The 26,900-nt window shown below is 59.6% G+C and carries 30 protein-coding genes and 1 pseudogene; 22 read left to right on the top strand and 9 right to left on the bottom strand.

The annotated features are described in order from the left end of the window. Positions 1 to 148: 148 nt before the first annotated feature. A complete protein-coding gene (locus ACZ1HA_RS02465; protein ID WP_472712731.1) occupies positions 149 to 586 on the bottom strand; it encodes a VOC family protein in 438 nt (145 codons plus the stop codon). A 107-nt stretch (positions 587 to 693) separates the two neighbouring features. Here ACZ1HA_RS02465 and ACZ1HA_RS02460 point away from each other — a divergent pair, with 107 nt between their 5' ends. Then, entirely contained in the window at positions 694 to 1,398 is a 705-nt protein-coding gene (locus ACZ1HA_RS02460; protein WP_472712730.1) for a helix-turn-helix transcriptional regulator, read from the top strand. A 139-nt stretch (positions 1,399 to 1,537) separates the two neighbouring features. Here the strand turns inward: ACZ1HA_RS02460 and ACZ1HA_RS02455 are convergent, their stop codons facing one another. Next, on the bottom strand, positions 1,538 to 2,476 hold the full coding sequence (locus ACZ1HA_RS02455) for an aminotransferase class IV (protein WP_472712729.1): 939 nt from the start codon (positions 2,474 to 2,476) through the stop codon (positions 1,538 to 1,540). Between the two features lie 118 nt (positions 2,477 to 2,594). On the opposite strand from ACZ1HA_RS02455, the gene ACZ1HA_RS02450 reads away from it, so the two are divergent. Next, a complete protein-coding gene (locus tag ACZ1HA_RS02450; RefSeq protein WP_375228494.1) occupies positions 2,595 to 3,071 on the top strand; it encodes an Lrp/AsnC family transcriptional regulator in 477 nt (158 codons plus the stop codon). A gap of 66 nt (positions 3,072 to 3,137) precedes the next feature. Here the strand turns inward: ACZ1HA_RS02450 and ACZ1HA_RS02445 are convergent, their stop codons facing one another. The 4 genes from ACZ1HA_RS02445 to ACZ1HA_RS02430 form a co-directional block, all read right to left on the bottom strand. Further along, positions 3,138 to 4,421, bottom strand: coding sequence for a TRAP transporter large permease (locus ACZ1HA_RS02445; RefSeq protein WP_472712728.1), 1,284 nt, complete (start codon positions 4,419 to 4,421; stop codon positions 3,138 to 3,140). Continuing rightward, on the bottom strand, positions 4,418 to 4,903 hold the full coding sequence (locus tag ACZ1HA_RS02440; protein WP_472712727.1) for a TRAP transporter small permease: 486 nt from the start codon (positions 4,901 to 4,903) through the stop codon (positions 4,418 to 4,420). The genes ACZ1HA_RS02445 and ACZ1HA_RS02440 overlap by 4 nt, the downstream gene beginning before the upstream one ends. 68 nt (positions 4,904 to 4,971) lie before the next feature. Then, positions 4,972 to 5,940, bottom strand: a complete 969-nt coding sequence (locus ACZ1HA_RS02435) for a TRAP transporter substrate-binding protein (RefSeq protein WP_375228497.1) — start codon at positions 5,938 to 5,940, stop codon at positions 4,972 to 4,974. 79 nt (positions 5,941 to 6,019) lie between these two features. After that, on the bottom strand, positions 6,020 to 6,697 hold the full coding sequence (locus ACZ1HA_RS02430; RefSeq protein WP_472712726.1) for a GntR family transcriptional regulator: 678 nt from the start codon (positions 6,695 to 6,697) through the stop codon (positions 6,020 to 6,022). 167 nt (positions 6,698 to 6,864) lie between these two features. On the opposite strand from ACZ1HA_RS02430, the gene ACZ1HA_RS02425 reads away from it, so the two are divergent. Genes ACZ1HA_RS02425 through kduD form a run of 3 tightly spaced genes read left to right on the top strand, consistent with a single transcriptional unit; the run spans position 6,865 to position 8,738 of the window. Continuing rightward, complete coding sequence (locus ACZ1HA_RS02425) at positions 6,865 to 7,170, top strand: cupin domain-containing protein (RefSeq protein ID WP_472712725.1); 306 nt, start codon at positions 6,865 to 6,867, stop codon at positions 7,168 to 7,170. Positions 7,171 to 7,185: 15 nt separating this feature from the next. Further along, entirely contained in the window at positions 7,186 to 8,010 is an 825-nt protein-coding gene (gene kduI / locus ACZ1HA_RS02420) for a 5-dehydro-4-deoxy-D-glucuronate isomerase (RefSeq protein WP_472712724.1), read from the top strand. Then, positions 8,007 to 8,738, top strand: coding sequence for a 2-dehydro-3-deoxy-D-gluconate 5-dehydrogenase KduD (gene kduD / locus ACZ1HA_RS02415; protein WP_472712723.1), 732 nt, complete (start codon positions 8,007 to 8,009; stop codon positions 8,736 to 8,738). The genes kduI and kduD overlap by 4 nt, the downstream gene beginning before the upstream one ends. A gap of 174 nt (positions 8,739 to 8,912) precedes the next feature. Here kduD and ACZ1HA_RS02410 read toward each other — a convergent pair whose 3' ends face one another. After that, positions 8,913 to 9,761, bottom strand: coding sequence for a DMT family transporter (locus tag ACZ1HA_RS02410; protein ID WP_472712722.1), 849 nt, complete (start codon positions 9,759 to 9,761; stop codon positions 8,913 to 8,915). A gap of 102 nt (positions 9,762 to 9,863) precedes the next feature. Between ACZ1HA_RS02410 and ACZ1HA_RS02405 the strand changes: the two genes are divergently transcribed. The 8 genes from ACZ1HA_RS02405 to ACZ1HA_RS02370 all read left to right on the top strand — a co-directional run bounded on the left by ACZ1HA_RS02405 (position 9,864) and on the right by ACZ1HA_RS02370 (position 17,268). After that, a complete protein-coding gene (locus tag ACZ1HA_RS02405; protein ID WP_472712721.1) occupies positions 9,864 to 10,760 on the top strand; it encodes a LysR family transcriptional regulator in 897 nt (298 codons plus the stop codon). Positions 10,761 to 10,844: 84 nt separating this feature from the next. Continuing rightward, positions 10,845 to 11,411 (top strand): nuclear transport factor 2 family protein, encoded by a 567-nt coding sequence (locus tag ACZ1HA_RS02400; RefSeq protein WP_436397640.1) that lies wholly within the window; start codon positions 10,845 to 10,847, stop codon positions 11,409 to 11,411. A gap of 47 nt (positions 11,412 to 11,458) precedes the next feature. Then, a complete protein-coding gene (locus ACZ1HA_RS02395; protein WP_472712720.1) occupies positions 11,459 to 12,592 on the top strand; it encodes an aldo/keto reductase in 1,134 nt (377 codons plus the stop codon). A 124-nt stretch (positions 12,593 to 12,716) separates the two neighbouring features. After that, positions 12,717 to 14,087 (top strand): adenylate/guanylate cyclase domain-containing protein, encoded by a 1,371-nt coding sequence (locus ACZ1HA_RS02390; protein WP_472712719.1) that lies wholly within the window; start codon positions 12,717 to 12,719, stop codon positions 14,085 to 14,087. A 107-nt stretch (positions 14,088 to 14,194) separates the two neighbouring features. Beyond that, a complete protein-coding gene (locus tag ACZ1HA_RS02385; RefSeq protein WP_472712718.1) occupies positions 14,195 to 15,274 on the top strand; it encodes a tartrate dehydrogenase in 1,080 nt (359 codons plus the stop codon). Next, a complete protein-coding gene (locus tag ACZ1HA_RS02380) occupies positions 15,275 to 16,162 on the top strand; it encodes an alpha/beta fold hydrolase (protein WP_472712717.1) in 888 nt (295 codons plus the stop codon). A gap of 317 nt (positions 16,163 to 16,479) precedes the next feature. Then, complete coding sequence (locus tag ACZ1HA_RS02375) at positions 16,480 to 16,737, top strand: YjhX family toxin (protein WP_472712716.1); 258 nt, start codon at positions 16,480 to 16,482, stop codon at positions 16,735 to 16,737. Between the two features lie 9 nt (positions 16,738 to 16,746). Further along, positions 16,747 to 17,268, top strand: a complete 522-nt coding sequence (locus ACZ1HA_RS02370) for a GNAT family N-acetyltransferase (protein WP_472712715.1) — start codon at positions 16,747 to 16,749, stop codon at positions 17,266 to 17,268. 533 nt (positions 17,269 to 17,801) lie between these two features. Here ACZ1HA_RS02370 and ACZ1HA_RS02365 read toward each other — a convergent pair. Beyond that, positions 17,802 to 18,569: an IclR family transcriptional regulator gene (locus ACZ1HA_RS02365; RefSeq protein WP_472712714.1), complete on the bottom strand. Its 768-nt coding sequence runs from the start codon at positions 18,567 to 18,569 to the stop codon at positions 17,802 to 17,804. 69 nt (positions 18,570 to 18,638) lie between these two features. Here ACZ1HA_RS02365 and ACZ1HA_RS02360 point away from each other — a divergent pair, with 69 nt between their 5' ends. From ACZ1HA_RS02360 to ACZ1HA_RS02330, 7 genes are read left to right on the top strand one after another with little or no spacing between them, the layout of a single operon-like run. Continuing rightward, on the top strand, positions 18,639 to 19,997 hold the full coding sequence (locus ACZ1HA_RS02360) for a selenium-binding family protein (RefSeq protein ID WP_472712713.1): 1,359 nt from the start codon (positions 18,639 to 18,641) through the stop codon (positions 19,995 to 19,997). Further along, positions 19,994 to 20,398 carry a 2Fe-2S iron-sulfur cluster-binding protein gene (locus ACZ1HA_RS02355; protein WP_472712712.1) on the top strand — a complete coding sequence of 135 codons (405 nt, stop codon included), beginning with the start codon at positions 19,994 to 19,996 and terminating at the stop codon, positions 20,396 to 20,398. Before ACZ1HA_RS02360 ends, ACZ1HA_RS02355 begins: the two co-directional genes overlap by 4 nt. A 3-nt stretch (positions 20,399 to 20,401) precedes the next feature. Beyond that, entirely contained in the window at positions 20,402 to 20,866 is a 465-nt protein-coding gene (locus ACZ1HA_RS02350) for a CoA-binding protein (protein ID WP_375229170.1), read from the top strand. Positions 20,867 to 20,899: 33 nt separating this feature from the next. Beyond that, positions 20,900 to 21,289: a rhodanese-like domain-containing protein gene (locus ACZ1HA_RS02345; protein ID WP_472712711.1), complete on the top strand. Its 390-nt coding sequence runs from the start codon at positions 20,900 to 20,902 to the stop codon at positions 21,287 to 21,289. A gap of 3 nt (positions 21,290 to 21,292) precedes the next feature. After that, complete coding sequence (locus ACZ1HA_RS02340; protein ID WP_472715269.1) at positions 21,293 to 22,105, top strand: enoyl-CoA hydratase; 813 nt, start codon at positions 21,293 to 21,295, stop codon at positions 22,103 to 22,105. Next, positions 22,102 to 23,712 carry an AMP-binding protein gene (locus ACZ1HA_RS02335; protein ID WP_472712710.1) on the top strand — a complete coding sequence of 537 codons (1,611 nt, stop codon included), beginning with the start codon at positions 22,102 to 22,104 and terminating at the stop codon, positions 23,710 to 23,712. The genes ACZ1HA_RS02340 and ACZ1HA_RS02335 overlap by 4 nt, the downstream gene beginning before the upstream one ends. 30 nt (positions 23,713 to 23,742) lie before the next feature. Next, positions 23,743 to 24,903, top strand: coding sequence for a glycine cleavage T C-terminal barrel domain-containing protein (locus tag ACZ1HA_RS02330; RefSeq protein ID WP_472712709.1), 1,161 nt, complete (start codon positions 23,743 to 23,745; stop codon positions 24,901 to 24,903). A gap of 113 nt (positions 24,904 to 25,016) precedes the next feature. Here ACZ1HA_RS02330 and ACZ1HA_RS02325 read toward each other — a convergent pair whose 3' ends face one another. After that, positions 25,017 to 25,712: an alpha-hydroxy acid oxidase gene (locus tag ACZ1HA_RS02325; RefSeq protein ID WP_472712708.1), complete on the bottom strand. Its 696-nt coding sequence runs from the start codon at positions 25,710 to 25,712 to the stop codon at positions 25,017 to 25,019. Between ACZ1HA_RS02325 and ACZ1HA_RS02320 the strand changes: the two are divergent. Beyond that, positions 25,686 to 25,976 (top strand): annotated as a pseudogene (locus ACZ1HA_RS02320) (sugar ABC transporter ATP-binding protein); the annotation flags it as partial. The gene ACZ1HA_RS02325 and the pseudogene ACZ1HA_RS02320 sit on opposite strands and share 27 nt — an antisense overlap. A gap of 42 nt (positions 25,977 to 26,018) precedes the next feature. Further along, positions 26,019 to 26,849 (top strand): fumarylacetoacetate hydrolase family protein, encoded by an 831-nt coding sequence (locus ACZ1HA_RS02315; protein ID WP_472712707.1) that lies wholly within the window; start codon positions 26,019 to 26,021, stop codon positions 26,847 to 26,849. Positions 26,850 to 26,900: the final 51 nt, after the last annotated feature.

The following is a 26,900-nucleotide window of genomic DNA, read 5'->3' as shown; positions in this document are numbered from 1 at the left end:
ACCCGGTTCGGGAACCGCCGTCTATGCCTGATCGCCAAAAAGTTGTGCGCCGGAATGCACAAAAGCGGCCAGGTGACTGGCCACAGTCACGCGGCAGGCCGTTTGCAGCCCGCCGGGCCTTTGCAGCGCGCTTTGGCTGTCGCGTAAACTACCCGCCCATCAGTCTGAAAAACTCAATCGGCTGCCCATTCGGATCCGTCATTTTGAGCAGGTGAATCCCCGGCTCCTCAATAATCTCTGGCACCGCCACACCAGCAGCAACGGCGCGCTTTTGCAGCGTTTCAAGATCTGCGGACTGCAGGTAGGGCACGGCTCCGGAACCCGACTCAGAGCCTGGCGCGTATTTCTCCCGTGACACGATGGCAAACCAGCCACCGGCGACGTCAAACGCCACGAAATCCGGAAGTTCAATGGTCGGGGCACTGTCAAAAAGGGTGCGGTAGAAAGCCCCCGACCTTTCCATATCATCGGTCGGGACATAGGCGCCCATCGCCAGAAGCGGTACGGCGTTTGTGGGCTTCTCCTCTTCAGCGGCGAGTGCGGCAGGCAGGGCGGCTGCAAGGGCAACAGCAGTTAGTCGTCTCATGTTCTGGTCTCCGTTTTCTGTGACTTTCCTGCTTTTACCGCACCCATGCTGACAGCGTGTTGTCAGCATGGTGTCAGTATGATCTGCTTTCAGTGAAAGGAGAGCACATGAGACGCGGTGACAGGCTTTTTGAGATCATCGAGATTATGAGGCGTGCAAAAGGTCCGATCTCAGCTGAGGCCATCGGAGAGGAGCTGGGCGTGACCAAACGCACCGTCTATCGCGACGTCGCAGCTCTCATCGGTCAGGGTGTGCCAATCAATGGTGAAGCCGGCGTTGGGTACGTTCTGGAATCCGGCTTTCACATGCCCCCTCTGATGCTCACACCGGACGAGATTGAGGCCGTGACGCTGGGTGTCATGTGGGTACAGAGCCGGGGCGAGCCTGAGCTGGCACTGGCTGCGGAGAAACTGATCACCAAGCTCGAAGCGGTGGCTCCGGACAAATACCGCACCTCATTTCTGGAGACCGTTGTCAGCGTGGCACCGGTTGATCAGCCGGATGAGGTGCTCGGCGCTGCAACCATCCGTCTGGCCATCCGGCAGCGCAGAAAAATCGCCATGACCTATTCGGACAACGCAGGCCGGGACACCCAACGGGTGATCTGGCCCATACTGCTGGGATACCGGGAGACCAGCCGGATAATCGCCGCGTGGTGCGAACTGCGGGAGGGGTTTCGTTACTTCCGGACAGAGCGGATCAGGGAAGCCGAAGTGCTTGAGGACAAAATTCCAAAGCGCATGGACCTGCTGCGCGCCGCGTGGCGCAGTGCGATGGATGCAGAGCGCAGACGTTTTGAGAACGGACCGTGAAAAACCAGCGCGTGTGTCAGCGCAAAGCGGCATCGGACCGCGCATCAAGAGGCAATGAACCGGGCCCGGCACACGCCCCTGCGCCACTGAAGGTCAATGCACGTCTGAAGTGACCGCGCATGGCTGTCCGGAAAAACCGCTAATCCTCAGGATATGTTACGGACATTTTGAAACGCGGGTCTTGATGCCAGCTCCAGTAGATATCCTGCAACTTCATCGTCAGTTCACCGACCCGGCCATTCCCGACCGGATGACCGTCGATGGTAGTTACCGGAATCACCCCGCCAGCCGTGGAAGTTGCAAAGACCTCATCCGCCTGCCGGAGCGCATCAGGTGAAAGCGACCCGGCGCTGCAACTGATCCCTTCAGCGGCACAGATTTCCATCACCGTCCGGCGTGTAATCCCCGGCAGAACGCCCTTGTCCGGCGTGACCAGCGCGCCGTTGAAAACCGCGAAAATGTTGAAGCCCGGCCCTTCGGAAACACTCCCCTGCGCATCGAGCAGAAGAGCCGTTTCGCCGCCGCGGTCGTAGGCACCATAGAGCCCCATGATCAGATCAAGCCAGTGATAGTTTTTGAGCGACGGATCAACACTTTCCGGCGGAATCCGTACAGTATCGACCAGCGACACATGCAGTCCGCGGCGCATCTGGTCGTAATTCGCTACGGACCCATAGGGCACCGCAAACGCCAGAAACCGGTTGCGTGCATCTCTGGGATCGCGGCTGAACGTGTCAGAGGTGCCGCGCGTACAGATCATCTCTACATAGGCATGTCTGTGTCCGGACAGAGCAACGCAATGGTGAAGAAGATTGCGGATTTCAGCGCGCGACAGCGGCAGCTGCATCCGAAGACGTGCAACGCCGGCCAGAAACCGGTCAATGTGATCGTCGAGACGAAAGAAGGCGCCATCCCGGACGTGAACCGTGTCATATGTGGCGTCAGAATGCAGAAACCCGTAGTCCAGCACCGATATTTTTGCTTCAGATACCGGGATGAACTGGCCGTCCTGGAACGCCACGCCGTGCGGATACCGGTGCGGATCCTTATAGGTGTTTTGCAACTGCGAAGCCTGCATATGGGACCTCCTTTTTGCTGTTGGAACAGCAGCAGGATACCTGCGCACTTTGACTTTCTGGCGCCAAAATGGTTTTAAGACTGACCAAAACCGGTCACGAAATCCACGAAAGTGATACATGCTGCCCAAAGAGCTCGACCCGATCGACAGAGCCATACTCGACGCGCTGCAACAGGATGCCCGGCTATCGGCTGACGCGCTTGCGGAACAGGTTGGCTCCTCCCGGTCTTCCGTGCAGCGACGCCTCAGACGGCTTTCTCAGAACGGCGTGATCGAACGAGAGGTGGCCCAGCTGGACCCCGGTGCCGTGGGCGATCTGATGACCTTTGTGGTTGAAGTTGAGCTGGAGCGTGAACGTGTTGACCTGCTTGATGAATTCAAGCGCTCCATGCAGGCGCTGCACGAAGTACAGCAGTGCTATTACATCACCGGACAGGCAGATTTCTTACTCATCGTTCTGGTCAAGGACATGCAGGACTATGATCGCTTTTCAAGACGCGTATTCGTCGAAAACCCCAACATCCGCCGGTTTGCCACGTCGGTGGTTGTAGACCGCGTGAAGGCCTCTCTGCGCATACCTCTTGGCGACGGATAGTCTCCGGCAAAAGACCGGTTGCGCAGACCGGTCACGCCGGCCAGAAACCTGACAGCCGGTGCTTTCTCAGTTCGGCAGGATCAACCATCCCAGCCCAAGCGAGACCGCCGGAATATAGGTCACCAGCATCAATGCAGTCAGGATGGCCAGGTAGAACGGCCAGATCGTTTTGACGACGTTCTCCATCTTCTCATTCCCGACAACGCAACCGACAAAGAGGCACGCCCCCACGGGCGGTGTGGTCAGCCCCAGACCAAGGTTCATCATCATGATGATGCCGAACTGAATGGGGCTCATCCCCAGATCCAGAATGATAGGCAGGAAAATCGGCGTTGTGATCAGGATAAGAGCGGCCATATCCATGATCATGCCCAACGCCAGAAAGGTCACGTTCAGCATCAGCAGAATGACAAATTTCGATTCCGAGAAGGACAGCACAAAACCCGCCAGAAGCTCCGGCACCCGGTTCAGCGTCAGCAGGTAGGCAAAGGCAGACGCACAGGCGATCAGGATCATCGCCATCGACGTGATGCGGACCGACACCAGAACCGCCTGCCGGAACTTGTCCCAGGTCAGCTCGCGGTAGACCAGTGCCGTCACCAAGATCGCATATATCGCCCCGAAGGCACCGGATTCCGTGACCGTCATGATACCCGACAAAACGCCGCCGACGATGATGACAGCCGTCATAAGCCCCGGCAGCGCAACAATGAAACTGACCGCAAGAGACGAAAGGCCCGGGAAGTCCTCGGCCGGGTAACCACGTTTCACCGCAACCAGCCAGGCTGCAAAAGCAAGGCACAGACACATCAGCACGCCGGGCACGACGCCTGCAAGAAACAGCTGGCTGATCGGCAGTCCGCCTGCGGCAATCGCGTAGATGATCATGTTGTGGCTGGGCGGGATGACAACCCCCGCGACGGAGGACGTCACGGTCACGTTTACCGCGTAATCGCCGTCATACCCTTTTTCCTTCATCACCGGCATCAGGATCGACCCGAGCGCCGACGTGTCTGCAACCGCCGAACCCGATATGCCGCCAAACAGCATGGACGACGTGACATTCACGATCCCCAGACCACCACGCAGCCAGCCGACAGCCGCCGATGCCAGCCGCACAAGACGCACCGCAATGCCCCCCTGCAGCATCAGCTCTCCGGCGAATATAAAGAACGGGATCGCCAGCAGGGAAAAGATCGAGATGCCGGAGACAATGCGCTGGGTGGCAATGAAGAGCGGCAGCCCTTCGTAGATGAACCCTGCGAAGGCCGCGATGCCAAGGCAAAAGGCGACGGGCACGCCCGCGATCAGGCAGATGAAGAACACACCAAAAAGGAGAAGAAGGCTCATGTCCCGCGACCTGTGCCGGCCGCGCGGCGGATCAGGTCATCCATCGCAAAGAGAAAAATCATAGCCCCACCCAGAATGACCGGCACCGCGCGCCAGCCCTCTGATATGCCGATCAGGGGAATGTCGCGCCGCGCCGTCCGTTCGAACATGACATAGCCCTGCCACGCCAGCATCGCGCCAAAAAACAAAAGGGCCAGTGACACGAAAATCAAAGCGGCATGGCGCAGGCGACCGGGCATGGCGTCACGGATGAAATCCACAGACAGATGCGTGCCGCGCCTCACACCAACTGCTGCTCCCAGAAAGGTGATCCAGACCACCATCAGCAGTGCTGCCTGCTCAACCCATGTTGGTGTCGCATTCAGGATGTACCGCCCATAGACCAGCCAGCCGAAGATCACGATCAGCGCCACGATCATCACACTGGCCAGTGCCGAGGCCAATTGCGCCAGAAAATCCAGCCCACGCTGCCAAGCCGCCATTGCATGCACCTTTCACGTCAAAAAAGAGGGGCCACGGGGCCCCTCAGGTTATGGGGTGGGAGATGCCCTCAGTCCGTCGTCTGGATTGCTTCGATGACCGGTGCCAGATCCGGATTTGCCGAAATGAAGTTTTCGTAGACCGGTGTCATCAGTTCCTGGAAGGCGGCTTTGTTCTCGATGTCGTTGATTTTCACCCCCGACGTCTCAACCTTGGCACGGCTGACTGCTTCGCGCTCTGCCCACAGTTTGCGCTGTGTTTCGGCAGAATTCCGTGCGGCCGTCCGGACCGCGGCCTGGGTGTCCGCATCGAGCGCTTCCCAGGCGGATGTCGCGATACACAGGCACTCCGGAATGATCAGGTGTTGCGAGATCGAATAGAACCCTGCGACTTCGAAATGCCCGGTCGATTCATAAGACGGGTAATTGTTTTCCGCACCGTCAATCACCCCGGTTTTCAGCGACTGGTACACTTCGCCAAAAGCCATTGGGGTCGCGTTGCCACCCAGCTGCGCGATCATGTCGACAAACAGATCGTTGTTCATCACGCGCACTTTCAGACCCGCAACGTCCGCAGGTGTCATGATCGGGCGTTCTGAATTGTAAAAGCTGCGCGCACCGGAATCGTACCACGCAAGCGGCACAACGCCTTCTGCCGCCATCGCTTCCTCAAAAATTTTGCCGACATCGCCATCCATGGCGCGGAACATGTGCGGCACGTCATTGAAGATGAATGGCAGCGAAACGACGTTAGTCGTCGGGATGATCGGCCCCATGGGTCCAAGGTTGAACTGACCCACCTGAATGCCGCCGTTGCGGACCTGTTCAATCGCGTCCGGCTGTGAGCCGAGAACGCCGCCGTGGAACATCTGCAGCCTGATGTCCGTTGTTTCGGCCAGTTCAGCCGCAAACTGATCCAGCGCGACGGTGTTCGGATATTCTTCGACGTGGATGTTCCAGCCGCGCCAGTCTGTGGCGCCGGCGGTCACAGGGATCGAAAGTGCGACGGCAGTCGCCGCAACGATAGATGCGAATTTCATGATGTCCTCCCATTTTTACGAGGATCACCATACTACCATACAAGTTTGAGTAAAGGATAATTTGGGAAAGCTCTGTTCGCTAGTCCTCAAAGAATTCGGATTTCGCCTGCCGGACGGCTTCGATTGTCTTTTCAATACGCGCCAGATGCGCCCGCAGCGCAGCCTCGGCACCGGGCGCGTCTTTCCGGGAGACGCATTCAAAGATCAGGTGGTGGTCCTCAACAAGCGTTCTCATCTCGTCGGCATTTTTCAGGCTGAGCACGCAGATCCGGTCCACATAGGCCTTCTGCGCTTTGATTTCTGTGAACGCGAATGGTGTCTGTGCAGCTTCGGCCATCAGAGCGTGGAACTCTTCGTCCAGCGTGTGAAAACCCTGGGTGTCGTTGTTCTGAACAGCCCGGTTCTGCGCCTCCAGCGAGCGTTCAAAGCCGGGGCGGTAGACGTCAGACCATGAATTACAGGCGCATTTGATCACCTCTATTTCAATAGCAAGGCGCTTAAATCGTGCTGCGGCGATTTTTTCGGATGAAAAACGCCGGACGCGCGTGGCTTTCTGGGGCTGGATCGCAACCAGCCCTTCGCTCGACAAAAGATTGAGGGCTTCGCGCACCGGCTGTCGTGATACCCCGAACTTTGTCGCGACTTCCGCCTCTGACAGTTTCACGCCCGGCAGGATCTCCAGTGACATGATCTCGTCGCGGAGCTGGGCAAAGATGACTTCCGCTGTCGTGCGTCGTGCGGAGATCGAATACGCCATAGCCGGTGGCCTTTCCATAGATGTGCGGCACTGGGTTTTGCCGCGTCGGTTCGCCTGTATCCCCGTAGTGCCGCCATATTCAAAGAAGCGCCAGTACCAGATTGCGGTTGCCAATCGCTCTATTTCACCATACTACCATACCAGTTTGAATTGCAACGGATGCGACAATGGCTTTTTCAGAACAGGTGGTGGATGGCGGCGTAAGGCGACAGGTTCTGGCGGACCACGCAGACCTCATGATGGTGGCGTTCCGCTTCAGGGCCGGAATGGAAGGCGCGCTGCATCACCACCCGCATGTTCAGTCCACCTTTGTCCGGTCCGGCCGGTTCAATTTCACGATGGATGGTGAAACCCGCACGGTCGGTGAAGGCGACAGTTTTGTCATCCCGTCAGACACCGAACATGGCTGTGTCTGCCTGGAAGACGGCGAGCTGATTGACTGCTTCACCCCACGACGCGACGACTTTCTTTAAAACCACAGGTGCCAAATGCTTACCGTACGAACACTTCACGCTGTCAGCCAGTCCGAAACAAAATCGATGGACACGACTGCCCTTCGGGAAAACTTCCACTTCGACAGCGTCTTTGCTCCTGGTGAGGCGCGCCTGCTCTACACGCATTACGACCGGATGATCGTAGGCGGCGTGATGCCCGACGGCAATGCCATCACACTCGACGAGGTCAAAGAATGCGGCACCGCCTCGATCCTTGACCGGCGCGAGATCGGCATATTGAACCTTGGCGGGACGGCTGCGGTCACCACGCCCACAGAGAACCATGAACTCGGGCGGGGTGATGTGCTCTACCTTGGCATGGGGTCCGGACCGGTCACCTTCGGCACCGGCGGCAAATTCTATCTCGTGTCGACCCCAGCCCACAAAGCCCTGCCCGCAAAACTCATCCGGCTGAGCGATGCCGGCAGTGTCAAGATGGGCGCGCCGGAAACCGCAAATGACCGCACAATCTATCAGTTCATCCATCCCGACGTGATGGAAAGCTGCCAGCTGGTCATGGGGTACACGATGTTTCATGGCGGATCTGTCTGGAACACCATGCCCGCGCATGTGCACGACCGCCGGATGGAAGCCTACCTGTACTTTGATCTGGCCGAAGACAACCGCGTCTTCCATTTCATGGGAGAGCCAGATGAGACGCGCCATATCGTGATGCAGAACGAAGAAGCAGTGATCTCGCCGCCATGGTCGATCCATTGCGGCTGTGGCACCGGAAGCTACACGTTCTGCTGGGCGATGGGTGGAGATAATGTCGACTACAAAGATGTCGATATGGTTGCGATGGCAGACCTGCGATGAGTGCTTTTTCTCTTGCCGGCAAAACCGCCCTTGTGACCGGCGCGAATACCGGGATCGGTCAGGCCATCGCCGTTGCGATGGGTCAGGCAGGCGCACACGTGATCTGTGCAGGTCGCCGCAGCTGCGAAGGAACAGCGGAGCTGATTGGCGGTTCTGCCGAAGTCCTGCAGCTGGATTTTGCTGATCCCATGGCTGCCAGCGACATCTTCGCTGACCGTGCCATCGACATCCTCGTGAACAACGCAGGCATTATCCGGCGCGAGGATGCTGCCGAATTCTCCGAAACGGACTGGGATGACGTCATCGACGTGAACCTGAAGGCACTCTTCTTTACCTCTCAGGCCTTTGCCAGAGCGGCCATGGCACGCGAAGCGGGCGCCAAGATCGTGAACATCGCCTCCCTGCTGTCCTTCCAGGGTGGCGTGCGCGTGCCGTCCTATGTTGCCTCGAAACATGGTGTTGCAGGCCTGACCAGGGCGCTGTGCAACGAATGGGCAGCACACGGCATCAATGTGAACGCCATAGCGCCCGGCTACATTGCAACCAATAACACCGAGGCGCTGCGCAACGATCCTGACCGCAATCAGGCTATTCTGGAGCGTATCCCCGCCGGGCGCTGGGGAAACCCCTCGGACATCGCCGACACGGCCGTCTACCTCGCGGCACCAGCCTCTGATTATGTCAACGGCGCGGTGCTCAACGTGGATGGTGGATGGCTTGCGCGCTAAGGCGTCAGATCGAAACCCGACCGACGGTTTGACGCGGAAACAGGGCCTCCCCCTGTCTGATCGATCCGCGTCCTGACAGCCGCGACCGAAACGGGCGCAGCATACGTCACCCCACTGGATGTGTTGTCCGCAGAGTGATCCCTCGTATCCGGGACACCGAAAACCCAAGAAAAATCAGCCCTGCCCCCGCCAGTTCGATCTGAGCCGGCCGCGCGCCCAAAGCCCCCAGGCGATCAGCAGGGCAACAGCCGGCGTAAACGTGGGCAACATCGCGACGGTCTGCACAGTCAGCCGTCTGAGCGCCGCCATCAGAGTGAAAACGCTCACCACACCGCCAACCACCCCCTGGATCAGGAATTGCAGACCCAGCATCGCAGGCTCAGTTGTTGCAATCGACGGCCAGGCCAATGGCCCCAGAAACACAGTTGCAAAAACGGCACTCAGAGAAATGACCGCAGCCGTGCCTTCGAGCAGCGGGACCCGCCAGTGCCTCAGCAGAACGGTGTAGCCGCCCCACATCAGTCCGGCCGTGACAAACAGGGCAATGCCGGTCGCCCAGGTGCGCGAAACGCTCTGCGCTTCGAACCCGACAAGCAGCCCTAGGCCCGCGAACATGATCATCGCGCCCAGTACACGGGGGCCGGTGATTTGCTCTCTGAGCAGAAGCGCACTGAAAACTGTCCCCGCAACAAAAACGGCGACCGGTGCAAACAGCAGGCCGTGCGACAGCGGTGCAAACTGATAACCTGAGACCGCCGTGAGACCAAACAGGGGGCCTCCGAGCACGGCGAGCACAATCAGCCGCCGCAGAGGAACGGTGCCTCCCTGGCCCTGATGGCGCAGCCATGCCAGCACCAGGAATGCGAACACACCCGGCGTCGCATACCGCAGAAAACTCAGCGCCTGCGGGGACATGCCCGCGTCTGTCCCGGCCTTCGCCGCCACGTTAAAGCTCGCCCAGCAAAGAACTGTAACCATCCCCCAAATGGCACCGGCGAAAGACGTTCTGCATGGGTCTGGCATTGGATCTGTTCCTGCAAATGAGTGTTGCAGTTCATTTTGCAGATCATCCTTTATACTCTCCATTGCTGAGTTATGATGCAATCAATACTCTGGAGGTATAGGTTGGAACTTCGTCACCTGCGCTATTTCGTGGCCGTCGCCGAGCACGGCGGCATCAGTCATGCGGCTGAGCGGCTGAACATTGCTCAGCCGGCTGTCTCCCGCCAGATCAGGGATCTGGAACTGGAACTCGGTTTTGATCTGCTCCTGCGGGAAGGGCGCCGAGTGGTTCTGACGGACGCCGGTCGCACTTTCGCAGAACGGGCCCGCGCCATATTACAGGACGCGGAAGACGCGGCAGAGGCCGCAGGCCGCATCTCGCGTGGGGAAGCGGGGACGGTGCGCGTGGGCCTTCTGGAAAGCGCCTCCTGGGCGGGTCACGTGCCGCTCACACTCAACCGCTTCAAACGCAGGCATGACCGGATCCGGCTGGAAATCCATCCGATGAGCTCGGTTGAGCAGATCAACGCGCTGCTGGCGGGCGAACTCGACGCAGCTTTTGTCTACCGGCAGGACAATATCGCCGGGGAAGCCCTGAACATACACTCCCTGCGTTATGACAATGTTGTCCTGGCGGCTTCCACAGATCTTGTTTTTGGCCATGACGAGCCGCTGACGTTCGAAGACATTGACGGGTTGCCCATCGTTGCGTTTCCCAGAAGCGTCGCGCCTGCCTATCATGACAACCTGTTCGCCGCCCTTTCTGCGATCGGGTTCAATGCTGAAATCGTTCAGGAAGCGCAGGACGAAACCACCATTCTCAGCCTTGTCTCCGCAGGCGTCGGATGCGCCTTCGTGAATTCAGCCAATGCACAGCGCCCACCGCGGCAGGTGCAGTTCCGCGAGGTCGAAGGCCTGTCCGTTCCGATTGAATTTCTTTTTCTGACAAGAAAGTCCCCCGGCAGCCTGACCCGGCTGCTGGTGGACACAGTTCAGGAAATCAATGCTGAACAGGCATGAAAATAATACTTCTTAAAACTTTTTAATTATCATTCCCCGCTGCCATGTTTGATCCATCGAAACACAGTTTGATGGAAACACACCATGACACGCATTGCGAAAACTGCTCTTGCCAGCACCGCTCTTATCCTTGCCACCAACCTGCCTGCCGGTGCTGAGTCCCTGTCCGGCACGCCGATAACTGCCGAAACCCTTGTGGATCATGCCGAAATGATCCGGATTGCTGACACCATTGATGCGGCGGTCGACGCAAAAGACTGGGCACTGGTCCGCAGCCTGCTGACCGACGACATCCGCGTGGATTTCACCTCTCTGGCCGGTGGCGAGCCCGCAACGATCCCGTCTGACGCGCTGATCGCCGCCTGGTCGGGCAATCTCACCGCTGAAAAGCAGTCTTTTCACCTGCGCGGCAATCACCGGATCACCTTTGAAGACGACGGATCCGCCACCATGCTCAGCCACGGCTACGCCTGGAACAGAATGGACCGCGGCGCCCTGCCCGAAAACGGGGGCGACGCGCTGTGGGAAGTCTGGGGCACCTACGAGCACAGTTTTGTGGAAACCGACGACGGCTGGCGCGTGGATGGCATGAGCTTCTTTGCCACCGCTGAACGCGGCAACGACTTCGTGCGCAACACGCCCGGCAGCTGATCTGCCCTGCCCATCACGCAACACACCCCTTACCGGAGAGCCAATCCATGACCGATCATTCTGAAGCCATTAATCACAACCGCCGCGCCTTTCTTGCGGGCATCCCCGCCGCTGCGGCAACCGCGGCGCTCGGCGCAACGCAGGTCGCTGCCCAATCCTCCCCGGCCCCGGCAACCGGACGCCGGATGCTGGGCAGCCTCGAGGTCTCCGAACTGGGGCTCGGGGTGCAGAACATGCACCGCACGTTCCACTCAATCGTCCCGGACCGTGACGACATGATCGCCCTCATCCGCTCGGCCTACGAACAGGGTGTCACCTTCTTTGACTGCGCCGAGGTCTATGGCCCCTTTGAGTGCGAACGCATCCTGGGCGAAGCGATGGCCCCCTTCCGCAACGACATCCAGGTCACGACAAAATTCGGGTTCGGCGTCGATCCTGAAACCGGGACATGGGACTTCACTGTCACCAGCCAGCCAGAGCGCATCCGCCGGGCTGTTGAAGGGTCGCTGCAGCGCCTCGGGACGGACCGCATTGATCTGCTCTACCAGCACCGTGTGGACCCGAACGTGCCGATCGAAGATGTCGCAGGTGTGGTCAGCGACCTGATGGACGAGGGCAAGGTGCTGCACTGGGGCCTTTCGGAAATGGGGCCAAAAACGCTGCGGCGCGCGCATGAGTTGCTGCCTGTCAGCGCTGTGCAGAGCGAATACTCCATGCTCTGGCGTGGCCGCGAGCAGGACATTCTGCCGCTGTGCAATGAGCTTGGCATCGGCTTTGTGCCCTTTGCGCCGCTGGGCTATGGCTTCCTGACCGGCGCGGTTGACATGCAGACCAGCTTTGCGCCGACCGATTTCCGCGCCCTGACAACGCGCATGGATCCTGAAAACCGCCAGATCAACATGTCGCTCGTCGAACTGACCCGCGACTGGGCCACCCGCAAGGACGCGAAGCCTGCCCAGATCGCACTGGCATGGCTGCTGGCACAGGGCGATACGATCGTGCCGATCCCCGGCACGACACAGATCACCCATCTGCGGGACAACATCGCGGCTGCTGACATCCGTTTCACGGACGGCGAACTGGCAGAGATCAGAGCCTCTCTCGACAGCATCCGTGTTATGGGCGGTCGCGCACCCGACCTGGTGGCGGGCTGGTCCGACGTCGAAGCACCCGACGCGTAACGCCCCATGGCCTGGCTTGCCAGCAAGCCGGGCCGCACACCTGCAGACCGGGACCGGGCGGGGCACGGGACGACAGGCCCACACGCCCTATATCTCCAACTCAGACCACTCCGGGGCGACAGAAATGGAAAATACGTTCCAGCGAGAATCCGCAAAACGTCTGATCCGGGCAGAACAGACCGGACTGCGCCTTGCTCTGATCTGCCGGTCTGTGATCACTGCCGCCGCATTTGTCTGGTATGTTTTCGCGGCCTTTTTCTTTCCCGAATTGTCCCCGCGGTTTGCGACTATCGGCGTTCTTCTGGGGTTTACGGCTGTTGGCATCGCGCACGTGATGATCATCGGCACAGCATACGACCGGCCCTGGATCAAATACGCGATCTACAGTCTTGATGTCTGCGCCATATGTGCCGCATTTGCCCTGGTTCCGATCAGCGCCGCGGAGGACGTCCCCCAGATCATCGCGTTCCGCGCCTACGGCATTTACTTCCTGTTTCCGCTGCTCGCGATGGCCTGCCTCAGTCTGTCCTGGCAGCTGGTGCTCTGGACCGGCGCAATGATCATCGCCGGATGGTGGGCCGCATTTTTCCGGGTTCAGAACAGCATGGACCGCAGCCTGTCCTGGGCAGACATGCCGGCACCTGCAACCACCGCAGACTACGAACGCGTTTTTCTGTCCATTGACTTTATCGGGCGGGGCAACCGGATCGAAGAGACGGCCATGATCCTGTTCGCAACCCTGGCCCTTGCCGCTGCTGTCTACCGCGCACGCGCTGTCTTCTTTGCGCAGATCGCCGCCGATCTGGAACACCAGCGCGAAAAATCACTGCGCGAGCGGGTGTCGGACCTGCTTGGCAAACATGTTCCCGAAGCCATCGCAAAGCGAATGATCGAGGATGAAACACCACTGCACCCGCAACGTGCGCGCGGCACGGCCCTGGTCATGGATGTGGCGGGCTTTACGACCTTTTCCGCCCGGCACACACCCGAACATGTGGTGCGGACGCTCGATGCTTTGCTGTCCGATGCGGCCAGGGCGGTGTCCGGGTACGGCGGGGTGGTCCTGTCTTATCTGGGTGACGGATTTCTGGCCACGTACAACACTCCGGCCCCGGTTGCAGAACACGAAGCCGCGGCCATCGACACAGCCCGGCAGCTTGTGACGCTTGCGAAAAGCCACGGTTTCGATGTCCGCATCGGGATAGCAACCGGCGATCTGGTCACAGGCATTATCGGGAGCGAAACGCGGCAGTCCTTCACGGTCTACGGCGATGCGGTCAATCTGGCGTCCCGGCTGGAGGGCCTGGGAAAGGAGCACAAAGCAGCCATTCTTCTGGATGAGGCGACGGCCTGCGGTGCCGGGACGGCACAGAACCTGACCGCACTGGGCCGGTTGCAGATCCGCGGCATTGAAGACGCGCAGGAGGTGTACACGGCACCAGTCCGGCGCCCGTCCGGCACGGGCGTCACAGGGCGAAAAGCGCAGCGGACCTGACCTCAACGCTGGCCGGGAACAGCACGCCCCTGACAGATATACCTTGCGTTCTGACGGGGGTGCGATACGGATCTGCCCACGCCGCGCAATCAGACAGGGGACGGGAAATGTCAAAAAACAGCTGGAATATTGCGGTTATCCCCGGCGACGGCATCGGCCGGGAAACTGTTCCGGAAGGTCTCAGGGTTCTGCAGGCGGCGCAAAAACGGTTTGATCTGGGGTTCGAATTCACCGAACACGATTTCGCCTCCTGTGACTATTATGCGCAACACGGTGAAATGATGCCCGCCGACTGGAAAGACCGGCTGGCCGGAAATGACGCGCTGTACTTTGGCGCCGTGGGCTGGCCGGAACTGGTGCCGGACCACGTGTCGCTCTGGGGGTCGCTGATCCAGTTCCGCCGGGAGTTCGATCAGTACGTCAGCCTGCGACCCGCCCGCGCGATGCCCGGTGTCCCGCTGCCGCTGGTTGGCCGCGCGCCCGGCGACATCGACATGATGATCGTGCGCGAGAACACCGAGGGCGAATATTCCTCAATCGGCGGGCGCATGTTCCCCGGGACCGACCGCGAGATCGTGATCCAGGAAACGGTGATGAGCCGCACCGGTGTCGACCGCATTCTGAAATATGCCTTCGATCTTGCGCAACAGCGCAGCGGGCACCTGACGTCAGCGACCAAATCGAACGGCATTTCCATCACCATGCCCTACTGGGACGAACGCGTGGCCGAAATGGCAACCCAGTACCCCGATGTGAAAGTCGACAAATACCACATCGACATCCTGACCGCCCAGTTCGTGCTGCACCCCGACTGGTTCGACGTGGTCGTCGCCTCTAACCTCTTCGGGGACATTCTGTCCGATCTCGGCCCCGCCTGCACGGGCACGATCGGCATTGCACCCTCAGGCAACATCAACCCCGAAGGCAGGTTCCCGTCGCTCTTTGAGCCGGTCCACGGCTCTGCCCCGGATATCGCAGGGAAAGGCATCGCTAATCCGGTTGGCCAGATCTGGGCCGCCGCGATGATGCTGGATCACCTCGGCGCGAAAGACGCAGGCCAGGGGATCGTGACAGCGATTGAACGTGTCCTGTCAGAGGAAGCACTGCGCACGCCCGACCTCGGCGGCCCGGCAGATACAAAAGCCTGCGGGAACGCGATTGCCGACGCGGTTCTGGACCTGCCGTAGATGACGGTGTCACGGTTTATCGACGGTTTCACCGTCCAAAAGGCTGCCCTGTCCGGCATCACAATCAACTACGCCAGCGCGGGCACGGGCCCTCCCGTCCTTCTGCTGCATGGCCACCCCCAGACCCATATCGTGTGGCGCGGGATCGCACCGCAGCTTGTCGCAGCCGGGTACCAGGTGATTGCGCCCGACCTGCGCGGGTACGGTGACAGCGACAAACCGGCCAGCGACGCCGCACATCTGACCTATTCAAAACGCGTGATGGCGCAGGATCAGATCGCGCTGATGGCATCGCTCGGGCATGACCGGTTCGCAGTTGTTGGCCATGATCGTGGCGGGCGCGTCGCGCACCGGCTGGCTCTGGATTTCCCCGACGCCGTCGAACGGCTGGCCGTGCTGGATATCGCTCCGACGCTGACGATGTACGACCGGACTGATCAGGAATTTGCCACCCGGTATTTCTGGTGGTTCTTCCTGATCCAGCCCGATGGCCTGCCCGAAAAGATGATCGGCAGCGACCCGGAATACTTCCTGCGCCGCCACATCGCCGGGCAGGTCAAAGTTGAGGGCGCGGTCAGCGAAGAGGCCATCGCGGAATACCTGCGCACCTACCGCGATCCGGCCACCATCCATGCGATCTGCGAGGATTACCGCGCTTCCGCCAGCATCGACCTGGAGCACGACCGCGCCGAACCGGACCGCCGTGTCACCGCGCCCCTGCTGGCGATCTGGGGCGAAAAGAGCGTTGTCGGCGCGCTCTATGACGTGGAAGCCACCTGGCAGGAAAAGGCGGAGCAGGTCAAAGGATGCGCCCTGCCCTGCGGCCACGCGATCCCCGAAGAAGCGCCGGATGCGCTGCTTGAAAAGCTGCTCGGATTTCTGCCCTGACAGCACAGAAAAACAGACCGCCAACGCCACATCGCCAGTGTCCTGCCGTCACGAAAACCGGCACGACAAAAATGGCACGCCAGTGAAAATGCAGAGACACAGACCCCTTTGTCCGTGTTGACCCGCCCCGTCTGATTGCCTAACTCCGGGCTGAGACTGGGGCTTGCCGCCTCACTCCATGGAGATTTTATGAAAGAGTCCCGGGCATAACGCCCGTTCCTGGCGACCAAATTCAGGAACACCAGCACTGACAGGCCAACTCACGCGCGACGCTGAGTTGCAGGTTTGTTGTCCTTTCGTAATATCGGAACATTCCAATGAACATCTCAAAGCACGAGCAGCGTGTTTTGCATGAACTCGCTTTGGGCGGCGAGATCAAATTCGTGCGCGCTGACAACGGCAAGATCAGATCCGTACAATGTATCACCCGCGACGGCTTCGTTTTCCCGGCCTGCACGCTGAAAATTTTCACGCGGCTGAAGGAAAAACGCTTCATCAAATCCATCAAAGGCGGCCCCTACCGCATCACAAAACTAGGCAACTCATCCGTGCGTGCCCGGATGAACCAGACGTGAGGTAAATCCATGAAACAGAACGATATCAACGAAATTGCAGAGGTGCACCGGCGAGCCTTTGGCCCGGACGAAGGCCCGGAGACAGCGCAGCTTGCCAAAGACTTTCTCTCTCACCCCGACACCATTTCGATCAGCGTCGAACGGGACGCACAGATCGCGGGCAACGTGCTTTTTACGCGGTTTGTTTTTGCTGAGCACCCGGATGCAAGCTGCTGCCTGCTCGCCCCCTTCGGCGTCCTGCCCGCGTATCAGGGTCAGGGTGTCGGGAGGGACCTCATGCAGGCCGGCCTGGACCATCTCAGGTCCGTCGGCACCGATGCGTTTTTTGTACTGGGCGTCCCGGCGTTTTACCCGCGCTTCGGATTTGCTCCGACAGACGTGCGGACCCCGTATCCGGATTTGCTGACGATCCCGCAAGCCTGGATGGCCTGTGATCTGACCGACGGGTCTCTCGACAATCTGAGCGGCCCGACAAGGGCGATCCCGCAATTCATGCATCCGCACTGGTGGGATACAACAGAGCGCAGATAAACCTGCGCCATGAAGAACCAGACCTTCGGTCCTGCATCCCGAAAGTCTGGCTCACGCCACAAATCGCTGTCGCCCTGCCAATAGTTCAGGCACCCCTTCAAGCGCGGACGAAATGTCGGCGCTATTCTAATTTTGCCGGATGCTGCGCAGATTTCAGAAGTCTGCAAAGAGCCCAACTTGTGACTTCGATGTTTTCGCTGCGCGCGCAAGCAGCATCTTGAGTACAGCAACGCGACGCAAAGAGCGGCCATCTGAGCCGGGTGCAGCGAGATTTTGTCAGGCAAAGAACAAGACGCGGGACGATGTCGTCGCTGACACATTCATCCATCAGGCCGCGTTGTCCGGAAACTGTCGGTCGAGCATCAGGGGTTCGCCCCTGCCGTTCACGCCGTTCAGGTAAGAGCGCATAAACCCGGCTAAACCGTGCGATTGATATCTCATGGGTGGAAAAGTGCTTTTACCGGCCAGATTTTCGCACCCCCATTTCACTTCCAGGCCAGAGTCGGTTTGCTTTCCGTACAAAGCAAGGGAAGTCAGGAAAGTTCCGCTTTTCCAGCATGGTTTGTTACTGCCCATCCGAGACTGGTCGATAACTCGAAAGCGATCTGGGTGATCCGGGGGCCAAGTTTTTCGCGATACTCTGGTGTGAACACCCGGACGGATCCCGTGGCGCCAATGGACATCAGTGCCCCCGGTCCGCTTGGGGCAAGCGGGGCGGCAACCGAGCACATGCCCCGCTCAATCTCTTCGACGCATTCTGCAAACCCGCGCGTCCGGATGGTGGTAAATTCTGTTTCCAGATCGTCGATGTCCGTGACTGTGAATTCCGTATAGGCGCGCAACCGTCCTTCCATTTCGCCGATATGGAACAGGTCGGGTGAAAAGGCCGCGACAGCCTTTGAACAGGAGCAGGCATGCAGCGGGCGCTTGCCGAGGCCCGGGTGCAGAAAGGATACGCCCGTATCCGGTGTCTCAACATGGACGATTTCCACCGATTTTCCGCGCAAGCGCGACAGGAAGAATGCGGCACCCTCGCCCGCGGCGGCCTGTTTCAGCACCGGCGCAATCACGTCCAGCAGCGCGCGATCGGAGTGATCGCTGCTCGTCACGTTCTTCAGCCTGACACCAATGGCGAAGCGCCCGCGGGCGACGGGTTCCAGAAGGCCGACACCAACCAGATCCTGGACCAGCCGGTAGGCCGAAGGTTTGGGCAGGTCGGAATGGGTGCAGATATCGGCCACGGTGGCCTCGCCCTTCTGCCCCACGATTTCGAGTATGGAGACCAGTCTTTCCAGATGCATATTTTTACCTTGCGAGAATCCAATTATCGAATTACGAGAAAACAGGATGCATCGCAAGGGAGGAAGGTGATGATGGACGGCGCATGTTGCGGCCCGGGCTACGCGAGCCCTGCAGAGGCCATAAAAGCCCCTCGTGAAAAGCTGCTTTATACCATTGCCATCTACACCGGCACCGGCATCCAGAAACCGGATTATCTTGCGACCGTCGATGCGGATCCCGACAGCCCGACCTATTCCCAGGTGATCCACCGGCTGGAAATGCCGGGGATCGGGGATGAATTGCACCACATGGGCTGGAACGCCTGTTCGTCATGTCATGACGACAGTTCGATGGCGCGGAAATACCTGCTGGTGCCAGGTGTTCGGTCCAACAATATCCATGTGGTGGACACCGCCACCGACCCGCGCGCGCCGCGTCTGCACAAGACCATCGACGGGGCCGAGATCAAATCGAAAGCCGATCTGAGCGGCCCGCATACGGTGCATTGCCTGGGCAGTGAGATCATCATTTCGTTTCTGGGCGATGCCAAAGGCGAGGCACCCGGGGGCTATCTGCACCTCAACAAAGATTTCGAGATCGTCGGCCGTTGGGAAGAGACGATGGGTGACATCCCCTTCAGCTACGATTTCTGGTACCAGCCACGGCACAACGTGATGGTCAGCTCGGAATGGGCCGCGCCGAATACCTTCATGCCCGGCTTCGATCTGGAGGAGGTGGGGCATCTGAAATACGGCCGCCGCCTGCATTTCTGGGATTTCGAGGCGAAGAAGCCTGTCGAAAGCATGTATCTGGGCGAAGACGGTCTGATCCCGCTGGAAGTGAAGTTCCACCACGACCCCGACAGCACGCACGGGTTCTGCGGCGCGGCCCTGTCCGCCAACGTCATCCATTTCTGGAAGTCCGAGGCGGGAAAATGGGAATGGGAGAAGATCATCGACGTGGAAAACGAGCCGCATCCCGAGTGGCCGATCCCGGTGCCCGGCGTGATGAGCGCGATCCTTGTGTCAATGGACGACAAGTACCTGTATCTCAACAACTGGCTCCATGGCGACATGCGCCAGTACGACATCAGCGATCCGCACAATCCGAAACTGACCGGCCAGGTCTGGATGGGCGGGCTGCTGGACAAGGCGCCCGAAGTCAACGGTGTCAAAGTCGCGGGCGGCCCCCAGATGTTCCAGCTATCGCTCGACGGAAAGCGTCTTTACGTGACCACGTCACTGTTTTCGACCTGGGATAACCAGTTTTACCCCGAAATCCGCGAAAAAGGCGGGGTCATGGTGATGATCGATTGCGATGTCGAAAACGGTGGCATGTCGATCAACCCGGATTTCATTGTCGATTTTGGCAAGGAGCCCAACGGGCCAAGCCGCTGCCACGAAACCCGTTACCCAGGTGGCGATTGCACCAGCGACATCTGGCTGTGACCGCGACGCGCTCCATCACGCTCGCCAACCGCGACGGCGCAGCCTATCAGGTCGACGCCCGGCGTCCGCTGTTGGACAGCTTGCGTGAGCAGGGGGTCGATCTGCCCTATGGCTGCAAATATGGCGGCTGCATCACTTGCGCGGCAAAGCTGACCGCCGGCGAGGTGGATCAGCGGCGGCAGGTGGCGCTGAACAACCGCCAGATAAATCAGGGTTATGTCCTGCTCTGCGTCGCGCGGCCTGTCACCGACATCACGCTCGAAATTGGCGTCGAAAGCCACGACAAACTCTACCGTAACCCGTTCCTTGATCCGCTCGAGCCGCATGAGTTGAAAGCGGATATCGCAACCACACGGCCCTCACACAGCGAAGCCGCTGAGCACACCGAGAAGGAGGCCTGAACCATGCCCGTTGAAGCGCTCGACGACCTCTATGACTATGATCCGAAATACCTCGCTGACATCCTGAAGTCGGTCAAGTCCATTGCCATGGTGGGGGCCAGCGCGGACAAGACCAAGTTCAGCTACGGTGTGCTGCGGGTCTTGCACGAAACCGGCTATGACATGATCCCGGTTAACCCGAACCGCAATCTCAGGGAGATTCGGGGCATACCCGTTTACCATTCGCTGGAGGAAATCGACCGCCCTGTGGACATGGTCGAGGTCTTCCGGCCCAAGGAAGAGCTTTACGCCATCACTGAACAGGCGATTGCCATCGGGGCAAAGGTGCTCTGGGGACAGATCGGCGTATACGATGATCGTGCAGCGAAGCTGGCCGAAAACGCCGGGCTGAAGGTTGTCATGAACCGCTGCCCCAAGATCGAACTCTTCCGCCCCTTCTGGAAACCGCGCCTCGATCTCGCGATCTGACGGCTGCCTGCTTTCTGCAAAAGGATTTCGTTCATGCCGCAAAATATCACCAAAAACGCCAAGGATATCGTTAAAGAGGCGATGGAGCAGGTGCCCGCAATCAGCGCCGAGGAGGCGGTTGCTCTGTCAGGTTCTCCCGATCATGTCTTTGTCGATCTGCGCGACGGTACCGAACAGGCCAGGACGGGCATAATTCCCGGCGCCGTCGCATCCTCGCGCGGGATGATGGAATTTCACATCGACCCCGAAAGCCCGGCACACAAGCCGGAGTTCAGTCAGGACAAGACATATGTCTTCTACTGCGCCTCCGGCGGGCGCTCTGCGCTGGCGGCTGTCGTGGCGATGGAGATGGGGTTGTCGCCGGTGGTGAACCTGTCGGGCGGTGTTGCCGCGTGGAAAAAAGCTGGCGGAGAGATGGAATAAATGATGGACGGAGCAGCGGAAAACAACACCCTTCTGGTACGCTCCGACACGGATGGCATCGCCGTCCTGACACTGAATGCGCCGAAGTCAGTCAATGCCTTGTCAGAGGACATGCTTGCAGCCCTTTCGGAGACGCTTGACGCCATTGCGGACGACCGAAGCGTCAAGGTCGTGGTGCTGCGCAGCGGCGGCAACCATTTCTGCGCGGGCCACAACCTGAAGGAAATGACCGCACGCCGCGAAGACGCGGATGGAGGGTTCCGGTATTTTCAGGACCTCTTTGCCAAGTGCTCCGCAATGATGCTGCGCGTCGTGCGCCTGCCGCAGCCGGTGATCGCCGAGGTAAAGGGCATCGCCACGGCGGCGGGATGTCAGCTGGTGGCGTCGTGCGATCTGGCCGTCGCTGCTGAGGACGCGACATTTGCCACCTCAGGCGTGAATATCGGCCTCTTCTGCTCGACACCGATGGTCGCGCTGTCGCGCAATGTACCGCGCAAGATGGCGATGGAGATGCTGCTCTTGGGAGAATTCCTTCCCGCCGGCCGTGTCGCCGAAATGGGTCTGGTGAACCGGGTCGTGCCGCCGGCGGATCTTGAGGGGACAACCATGGAAATGGCGCGCATTATTGCCGACAAATCGCCCTCAGCGGTCAAGATCGGCAAACGCACCTTCTATGAACAGGCGGAAATGCCGCTTGAAGAGGCCTATGCCTTCTCGGGCCGCACCATGGCCGGGAACATGATGGCCCGCGATGCAGAAGCCGGGATCGGCGCTTTCACCCGCAAAGAACCGATGCCCGAATGGACCGAAGAATGACGTTTGACGGGCCCGTGCTGGCGCGCAATGCCGCCAATCACACGGCCCTGTCTCCTGTATCGATTCTCAAGCGGGTGGAGCGGGTGCATCCTGAACTGCCTGCGCAGATCCACGGGCGCATCCGGCGCAACTGGGGCGAGGTTGCGGCGCGATGCAAGCGTCTGGCCTCGGCGCTGGCGGAGCGCGATGTTGGCAAGGGTGATACCGTTGCGCTGATTGCGCCGAATATCCCGGAGGCGCTGGAATGCGCGCTGGCGATCCCGATGCTGGGCGCGGTGCTGAACGCCAGCAACACGCGGCTCGATGCGGGGACAATTGCCTACATCCTCGAGCACGGCGAGGCCGGGGTGTTGCTGGTCGATACCGAGTATTCCGCCCTGGCCGCAGAGGCTATCGGGCAATCCGGTCGCGACCTGCTTATCGTCGACATTGAAGACACCGAAGGCCCGGGAGGCGACCGGATCGGCGCGCTGACCTATGACGAATTCCTGGCCGAGGGCGATCCCGGTTTCGCCTATGCCCTGCCGGACGATGAGTGGGGCGCGTTGGCGCTGAACTACACTTCCGGCACCACGGGGCGGCCCAAGGGCGTGGTCTATTCCCATCGCGGCGCGTGGATCAACGCGGTCAACAATGTCGTGACCTGGCAGATGCCGCACCACCCGGTCTACCTCTGGACGCTGCCGCTCTTTCACTGCAACGGCTGGTGCTTCCCCTGGACGATCACCATGCTCGCGGGTACGCATGTGTTCCTGCGCGCGCCGCGTGCGGATGCGATCTATGACGCCTTCGCCGATCACGGCGTGGCCCATCTGTGCGGCGCGCCGATCATCATGTCGATGATATCCGGCGCGGAGCACAAGCGTGAGTTCCCGCAGAAGATCAAGATGATGACCGCCGCCGCACCACCGCCTGCCAGCATCATCAGGGGCATGGAGGCGATGGGCATCTCCATCACCCATGTCTACGGCCTGACCGAGGTCTACGGCCCCGCCGTTGTGTGCGCCGAAAAGCCCGCCTGGGCCGATTTGCCCGTGCAGGAACAGGCTGACCTGAAAGCGCGGCAAGGCGTGGCCTACGAGTTGGAAGAGGATGTGCTCGTCCTCGACCCCGAAACGGGCTCCCCGGTGCCGTGGGACGGCGAAACGCTGGGCGAGGTCGCGTTTCGCGGCAACATCGTGATGAAGGGCTATCTCAAGGCGCCCGAAGAGACCGCCGGGGCCTTCAGGGACGGCTGGTTCTGGTCGGGCGACATCGCCGTCCAGCATCCCGACGGCTATGTCGAGATCCGCGACCGGTCCAAGGACATCATCATCTCAGGCGGCGAAAACATCTCATCCATCGAGGTGGAAAAGGCGCTCTATTCGCATCCCGCGGTCAACCTGGTGGCTGTTGTCGCCATGCCCGACGAGAAATGGGGAGAGGTGCCCTGCGCCTTTGTCGAACTTGCCCGCGATGCGACCGAAGAAGAACTGCTGGCCCATGCAAAGGCAAACCTTGCCGGTTTCATGCGCCCGAAGAAGGTGATCTTCGGCAAATTGCCGAAAACCACCACAGGAAAAATCCGTAAAAATGAACTGCGTGATCTGGTGCGCCAGTATCGCTGACCGCTTATCCCCATCAGTTGGAACACGAACATGAGCACGACCCACGAACTTAGTTTTGCCAATTTCAGCTTTGGCACGCAGGTCCGGAAATCCCCCTATTCCGACGCGGCTGTACGTTGGGGGGCCAAGGGCTTTTCGGTCTATAACCACATGTATATCCCGCGCGATTTCGGCGGCTCGGAACAGAACTTCTGGAATCTGATCAAGCAGGCGATCCTGTGTGACGTGTCGGTCGAACGTCAGGTCGAGATCAAAGGCCCGGATGCTGCGAAATTCACGCAGTACCTTTGCTGCCGGGACATTTCGACCTGCAGGGTCGGGCAGTGCAAATACGTACTGATCACCGATCAGGATGGTGGCATCATCAACGATCCGATCGTTCTCAAACTGGCCGAGGATCATTTCTGGCTGTCCATTGCCGACAGCGACGTTCTGCTCTGGGCCCGTGGCGTGGCGGTGCATGCCGGCATGGATGTCGAAATCTCCGAACCCGACGTGTCACCACTCCAGCTACAGGGCCCGAAATCCCGTGACATACTGCGCGCCTGCTTTGGCGATGCACCGACCGAGTTGAAGTATTACCATTTCATGGAATACGACTGGCACGGCGTGCCGCTGATCATCTCGCGCACCGGTTGGTCAAGTGAACTGGGCTACGAGATCTTCCTGCGCGACGGATCCGCCGGCAACCGCTTGTGGGAACACATCATGGATATCGGGGTGCCTATGGGCCTCAAGCCCGGACACACGTCTTCGATCCGGCGGATCGAGGCAGGCATGCTGTCGTACCACGCCGACATGAACCTGGCCAACAACCCGTTTGAACTGAACCTCGATCGCCTGGTCAGCCTCGACACGGACGCTGATTTTGTCGGCAAGGAGGCGCTGAAGCGGATCAGGGAACAGGGTATCAAACAGCGCCTGGTCGGCCTTGAAATCGAAGGTGAACCTTTTGTGGGAACAAACGACTTCTTCTGGCCGCTAATGAAGGATGGCACGCAGATCGGTACGGTCACCTCGGCGGTTTACTCTCCGCGGCTGAAGAAGAACATCGCGCTTGGAATGCTTAAAACTGAGACTGCAGACATCGGGACAGAACTGATCGTGGACAAGCTGGGTGAAACGCGCGGCGGCGTTGTCGTGCCCGTCCCTTTCTATGATCCGAAGAAGGAGCTGGCAGCGAAAAGCTGAACGAGGCGTGTTGATCTGCCTAATCCGGATCGCCAACTCAGGTAAACTGACTTCGTGCGAAACGACCAGTTTCGCCGGTCCTTTCACACGCACGGTTAAGCGTGATCATTTCCTCACTGGCTTGAGGGACCGGAAGAAAGCGAGGCGTGGGTCAGGGACGCGAACACGCCAACTCCGACCTGTCCCAGTGCCCGGACAAGTTCCAGCTTTAGGATCTCCATCGCGCGCGCGGCCCCTTCGGCCCCGCCAGCGCCAACACCATAGGCGAGCGCACGCCCGGTAAAGGCGAAATCCGCCCCGAGCGCTTTTGCCCGGAGGATGTCGGCACCACGACGGATGCCGCTGTCGAGGATGATCTTCAGCTGTCCGTTCACTGCCTCTGTGATGGCGGGCAGTGCCTCTGCAGTCGCCGGGCCGAACGCAACCTGCCGCCCGCCATGGTTGGACACCACGATGCCATCCGCACCCAGTTCAGCACATTTGGCTGCATCCTGCGGATGCAGGATACCTTTGATCAGCAAAGTCCCTTTCCAACGTTCCCGCAGACGCCGAAGCATATCCCACGTCAGGCCCGGCGTGATCAGCGTCTTTTGCACGTCGGCGTAGGATGTCGCGCTTTGCAGAAGGTCGGCATAATTGGCGATGTTGGGCGTGCCATGACGCAGACTGGTAAGCGCCCATTGGGGATGTGCAGCGCATTGCCAGATGACCTCTGGCGTGAACCTGAACGGCACCGACAACTGGTTGCGAATGTCGCGATCGCGCTTGCCCGCGGCAGGGACGTCATCAGCAAATGGCTGTCGATGCATCCCAACGTATTGATCGTGGATGAACCGACACGTGGTATCGACGTCGGAAGCAAGTCGGAAATCCACAGGCTTTTGCGCGAGCTTGCGGCGCAAGGCTATGCCGTCATGGTGATCAGCTCAGAAATGCCCGAAGTGCTTCATGTCTCAGACCGGATTATCGCGATGTATTCCGGCAGGGTCATGCGCACCTTCACGTCTGACGAGGTGACGGAAGACAATCTTATTCAGGCGATCTCGGGTCTTGGCGGCGATCAGGCGGCTTGAACCCAACGCGTAAATAAACCAGATTTCTGAAAGGGAACAGGTATGAAACTTGTCCGCTATGGCCTGCCCGGTGCCGAAAAATCCGGTCTCCTTGACGCTTCGGGTCGTGTTCGTGATCTTTCCGGAGTTGTAACGGACATCGCAGGAGTTGCGCTGCGTCCGGGCACCCTGAAAAAACTCGCGGGGCTTGACCCGGAAAGCCTGCCATTGGTCGAAGGCACCCCGCAGCAGGATCTTCGGCTCGGGGCCTGCGTCGGCAACATCGGTAAATACATCTGCATTGGCCTCAACTACGCCGATCATGCCGAAGAGGCAGACATGCCGGTCCCGGACGAGCCGATCCTTTTTAGCAAATGGACCTCTGCAGTAATTGGCCCAAACGATGACATCCAAATTCCACGTGGATCCGTCAGGACAGACTGGGAAATCGAACTTGGTGCCGTAATCGGCGAACCCGGCAGCTACATCGAAGAAACTGACGCCATGGGCCACGTCGTGGGTTTTTGCGTCATCAACGACGTGTCCGAGCGCGACTTCCAACTCAACCGTGCCGGCACTTGGGATAAGGGCAAGGGATGCGATACTTTCGGCCCGACCAGGCCGTGGCTTGTTACGCCCGACGAAGTCGCGGATGTCGACAATCTGGACATGTGGCTCGACGTTGATGGCGACCGGATGCAGTCAGGTTCGACCGCCACACTCATCTTCAAGGTGCCGTATCTTATCTCCTACCGCAGCCAGTTCATGAGCCTGCAACCAGGCGACGTGATTTCGACCGGAACGCCTCCGGGCGTCGGCATGGGGCAAAAGCCACCGCAGTTTCTTAAGGGTGGTGAAACTGTTTCGCTTGGTATCTCTGGACTTGGCGAGTAGCGATCTTTGGTCAGGCCGGCAATCGCATAGCCTGCGGTCCATCTTATCGAT

The organism is Roseobacter sp. S87, from assembly GCF_055693285.1.
The sequence above is the reverse complement of the archived record's forward strand: the minus strand, read 5'-3'. Positions and strand labels throughout refer to the sequence as shown.

Excerpts from the sequence above, each read along its gene's own strand:
- ACZ1HA_RS02435 (WP_375228497.1), bottom strand. The coding sequence starts at position 5,940 with ATGAAATTCGCATCTATCGTTGCGGCGACTGCCGTCGCACTTTCGATC.
- ACZ1HA_RS02450 (WP_375228494.1), top strand. The coding sequence starts at position 2,595 with ATGCTGCCCAAAGAGCTCGACCCGATCGACAGAGCCATACTCGACGCG.
- ACZ1HA_RS02360 (WP_472712713.1), top strand. The coding sequence starts at position 18,639 with ATGATGGACGGCGCATGTTGCGGCCCGGGCTACGCGAGCCCTGCAGAG.
- ACZ1HA_RS02400 (WP_436397640.1), top strand. The coding sequence starts at position 10,845 with ATGACACGCATTGCGAAAACTGCTCTTGCCAGCACCGCTCTTATCCTT.
- ACZ1HA_RS02465 (WP_472712731.1), bottom strand. The coding sequence starts at position 586 with ATGAGACGACTAACTGCTGTTGCCCTTGCAGCCGCCCTGCCTGCCGCA.
- ACZ1HA_RS02315 (WP_472712707.1), top strand. The coding sequence starts at position 26,019 with ATGAAACTTGTCCGCTATGGCCTGCCCGGTGCCGAAAAATCCGGTCTC.
- ACZ1HA_RS02395 (WP_472712720.1), top strand. The coding sequence starts at position 11,459 with ATGACCGATCATTCTGAAGCCATTAATCACAACCGCCGCGCCTTTCTT.
- ACZ1HA_RS02325 (WP_472712708.1), bottom strand. The coding sequence starts at position 25,712 with ATGCATCGACAGCCATTTGCTGATGACGTCCCTGCCGCGGGCAAGCGC.
- ACZ1HA_RS02380 (WP_472712717.1), top strand. The coding sequence starts at position 15,275 with ATGACGGTGTCACGGTTTATCGACGGTTTCACCGTCCAAAAGGCTGCC.
- ACZ1HA_RS02430 (WP_472712726.1), bottom strand. The coding sequence starts at position 6,697 with ATGGCGTATTCGATCTCCGCACGACGCACGACAGCGGAAGTCATCTTT.
- ACZ1HA_RS02385 (WP_472712718.1), top strand. The coding sequence starts at position 14,195 with ATGTCAAAAAACAGCTGGAATATTGCGGTTATCCCCGGCGACGGCATC.
- ACZ1HA_RS02375 (WP_472712716.1), top strand. The coding sequence starts at position 16,480 with ATGAACATCTCAAAGCACGAGCAGCGTGTTTTGCATGAACTCGCTTTG.
- ACZ1HA_RS02390 (WP_472712719.1), top strand. The coding sequence starts at position 12,717 with ATGGAAAATACGTTCCAGCGAGAATCCGCAAAACGTCTGATCCGGGCA.
- ACZ1HA_RS02365 (WP_472712714.1), bottom strand. The coding sequence starts at position 18,569 with ATGCATCTGGAAAGACTGGTCTCCATACTCGAAATCGTGGGGCAGAAG.
- kduI (WP_472712724.1), top strand. The coding sequence starts at position 7,186 with ATGCTTACCGTACGAACACTTCACGCTGTCAGCCAGTCCGAAACAAAA.
- ACZ1HA_RS02445 (WP_472712728.1), bottom strand. The coding sequence starts at position 4,421 with ATGAGCCTTCTTCTCCTTTTTGGTGTGTTCTTCATCTGCCTGATCGCG.
- ACZ1HA_RS02330 (WP_472712709.1), top strand. The coding sequence starts at position 23,743 with ATGAGCACGACCCACGAACTTAGTTTTGCCAATTTCAGCTTTGGCACG.
- ACZ1HA_RS02460 (WP_472712730.1), top strand. The coding sequence starts at position 694 with ATGAGACGCGGTGACAGGCTTTTTGAGATCATCGAGATTATGAGGCGT.
- ACZ1HA_RS02440 (WP_472712727.1), bottom strand. The coding sequence starts at position 4,903 with ATGGCGGCTTGGCAGCGTGGGCTGGATTTTCTGGCGCAATTGGCCTCG.
- kduD (WP_472712723.1), top strand. The coding sequence starts at position 8,007 with ATGAGTGCTTTTTCTCTTGCCGGCAAAACCGCCCTTGTGACCGGCGCG.
- ACZ1HA_RS02335 (WP_472712710.1), top strand. The coding sequence starts at position 22,102 with ATGACGTTTGACGGGCCCGTGCTGGCGCGCAATGCCGCCAATCACACG.
- ACZ1HA_RS02410 (WP_472712722.1), bottom strand. The coding sequence starts at position 9,761 with ATGCCAGACCCATGCAGAACGTCTTTCGCCGGTGCCATTTGGGGGATG.
- ACZ1HA_RS02370 (WP_472712715.1), top strand. The coding sequence starts at position 16,747 with ATGAAACAGAACGATATCAACGAAATTGCAGAGGTGCACCGGCGAGCC.
- ACZ1HA_RS02340 (WP_472715269.1), top strand. The coding sequence starts at position 21,293 with ATGGACGGAGCAGCGGAAAACAACACCCTTCTGGTACGCTCCGACACG.
- ACZ1HA_RS02350 (WP_375229170.1), top strand. The coding sequence starts at position 20,402 with ATGCCCGTTGAAGCGCTCGACGACCTCTATGACTATGATCCGAAATAC.
- ACZ1HA_RS02455 (WP_472712729.1), bottom strand. The coding sequence starts at position 2,476 with ATGCAGGCTTCGCAGTTGCAAAACACCTATAAGGATCCGCACCGGTAT.
- ACZ1HA_RS02345 (WP_472712711.1), top strand. The coding sequence starts at position 20,900 with ATGCCGCAAAATATCACCAAAAACGCCAAGGATATCGTTAAAGAGGCG.
- ACZ1HA_RS02425 (WP_472712725.1), top strand. The coding sequence starts at position 6,865 with ATGGCTTTTTCAGAACAGGTGGTGGATGGCGGCGTAAGGCGACAGGTT.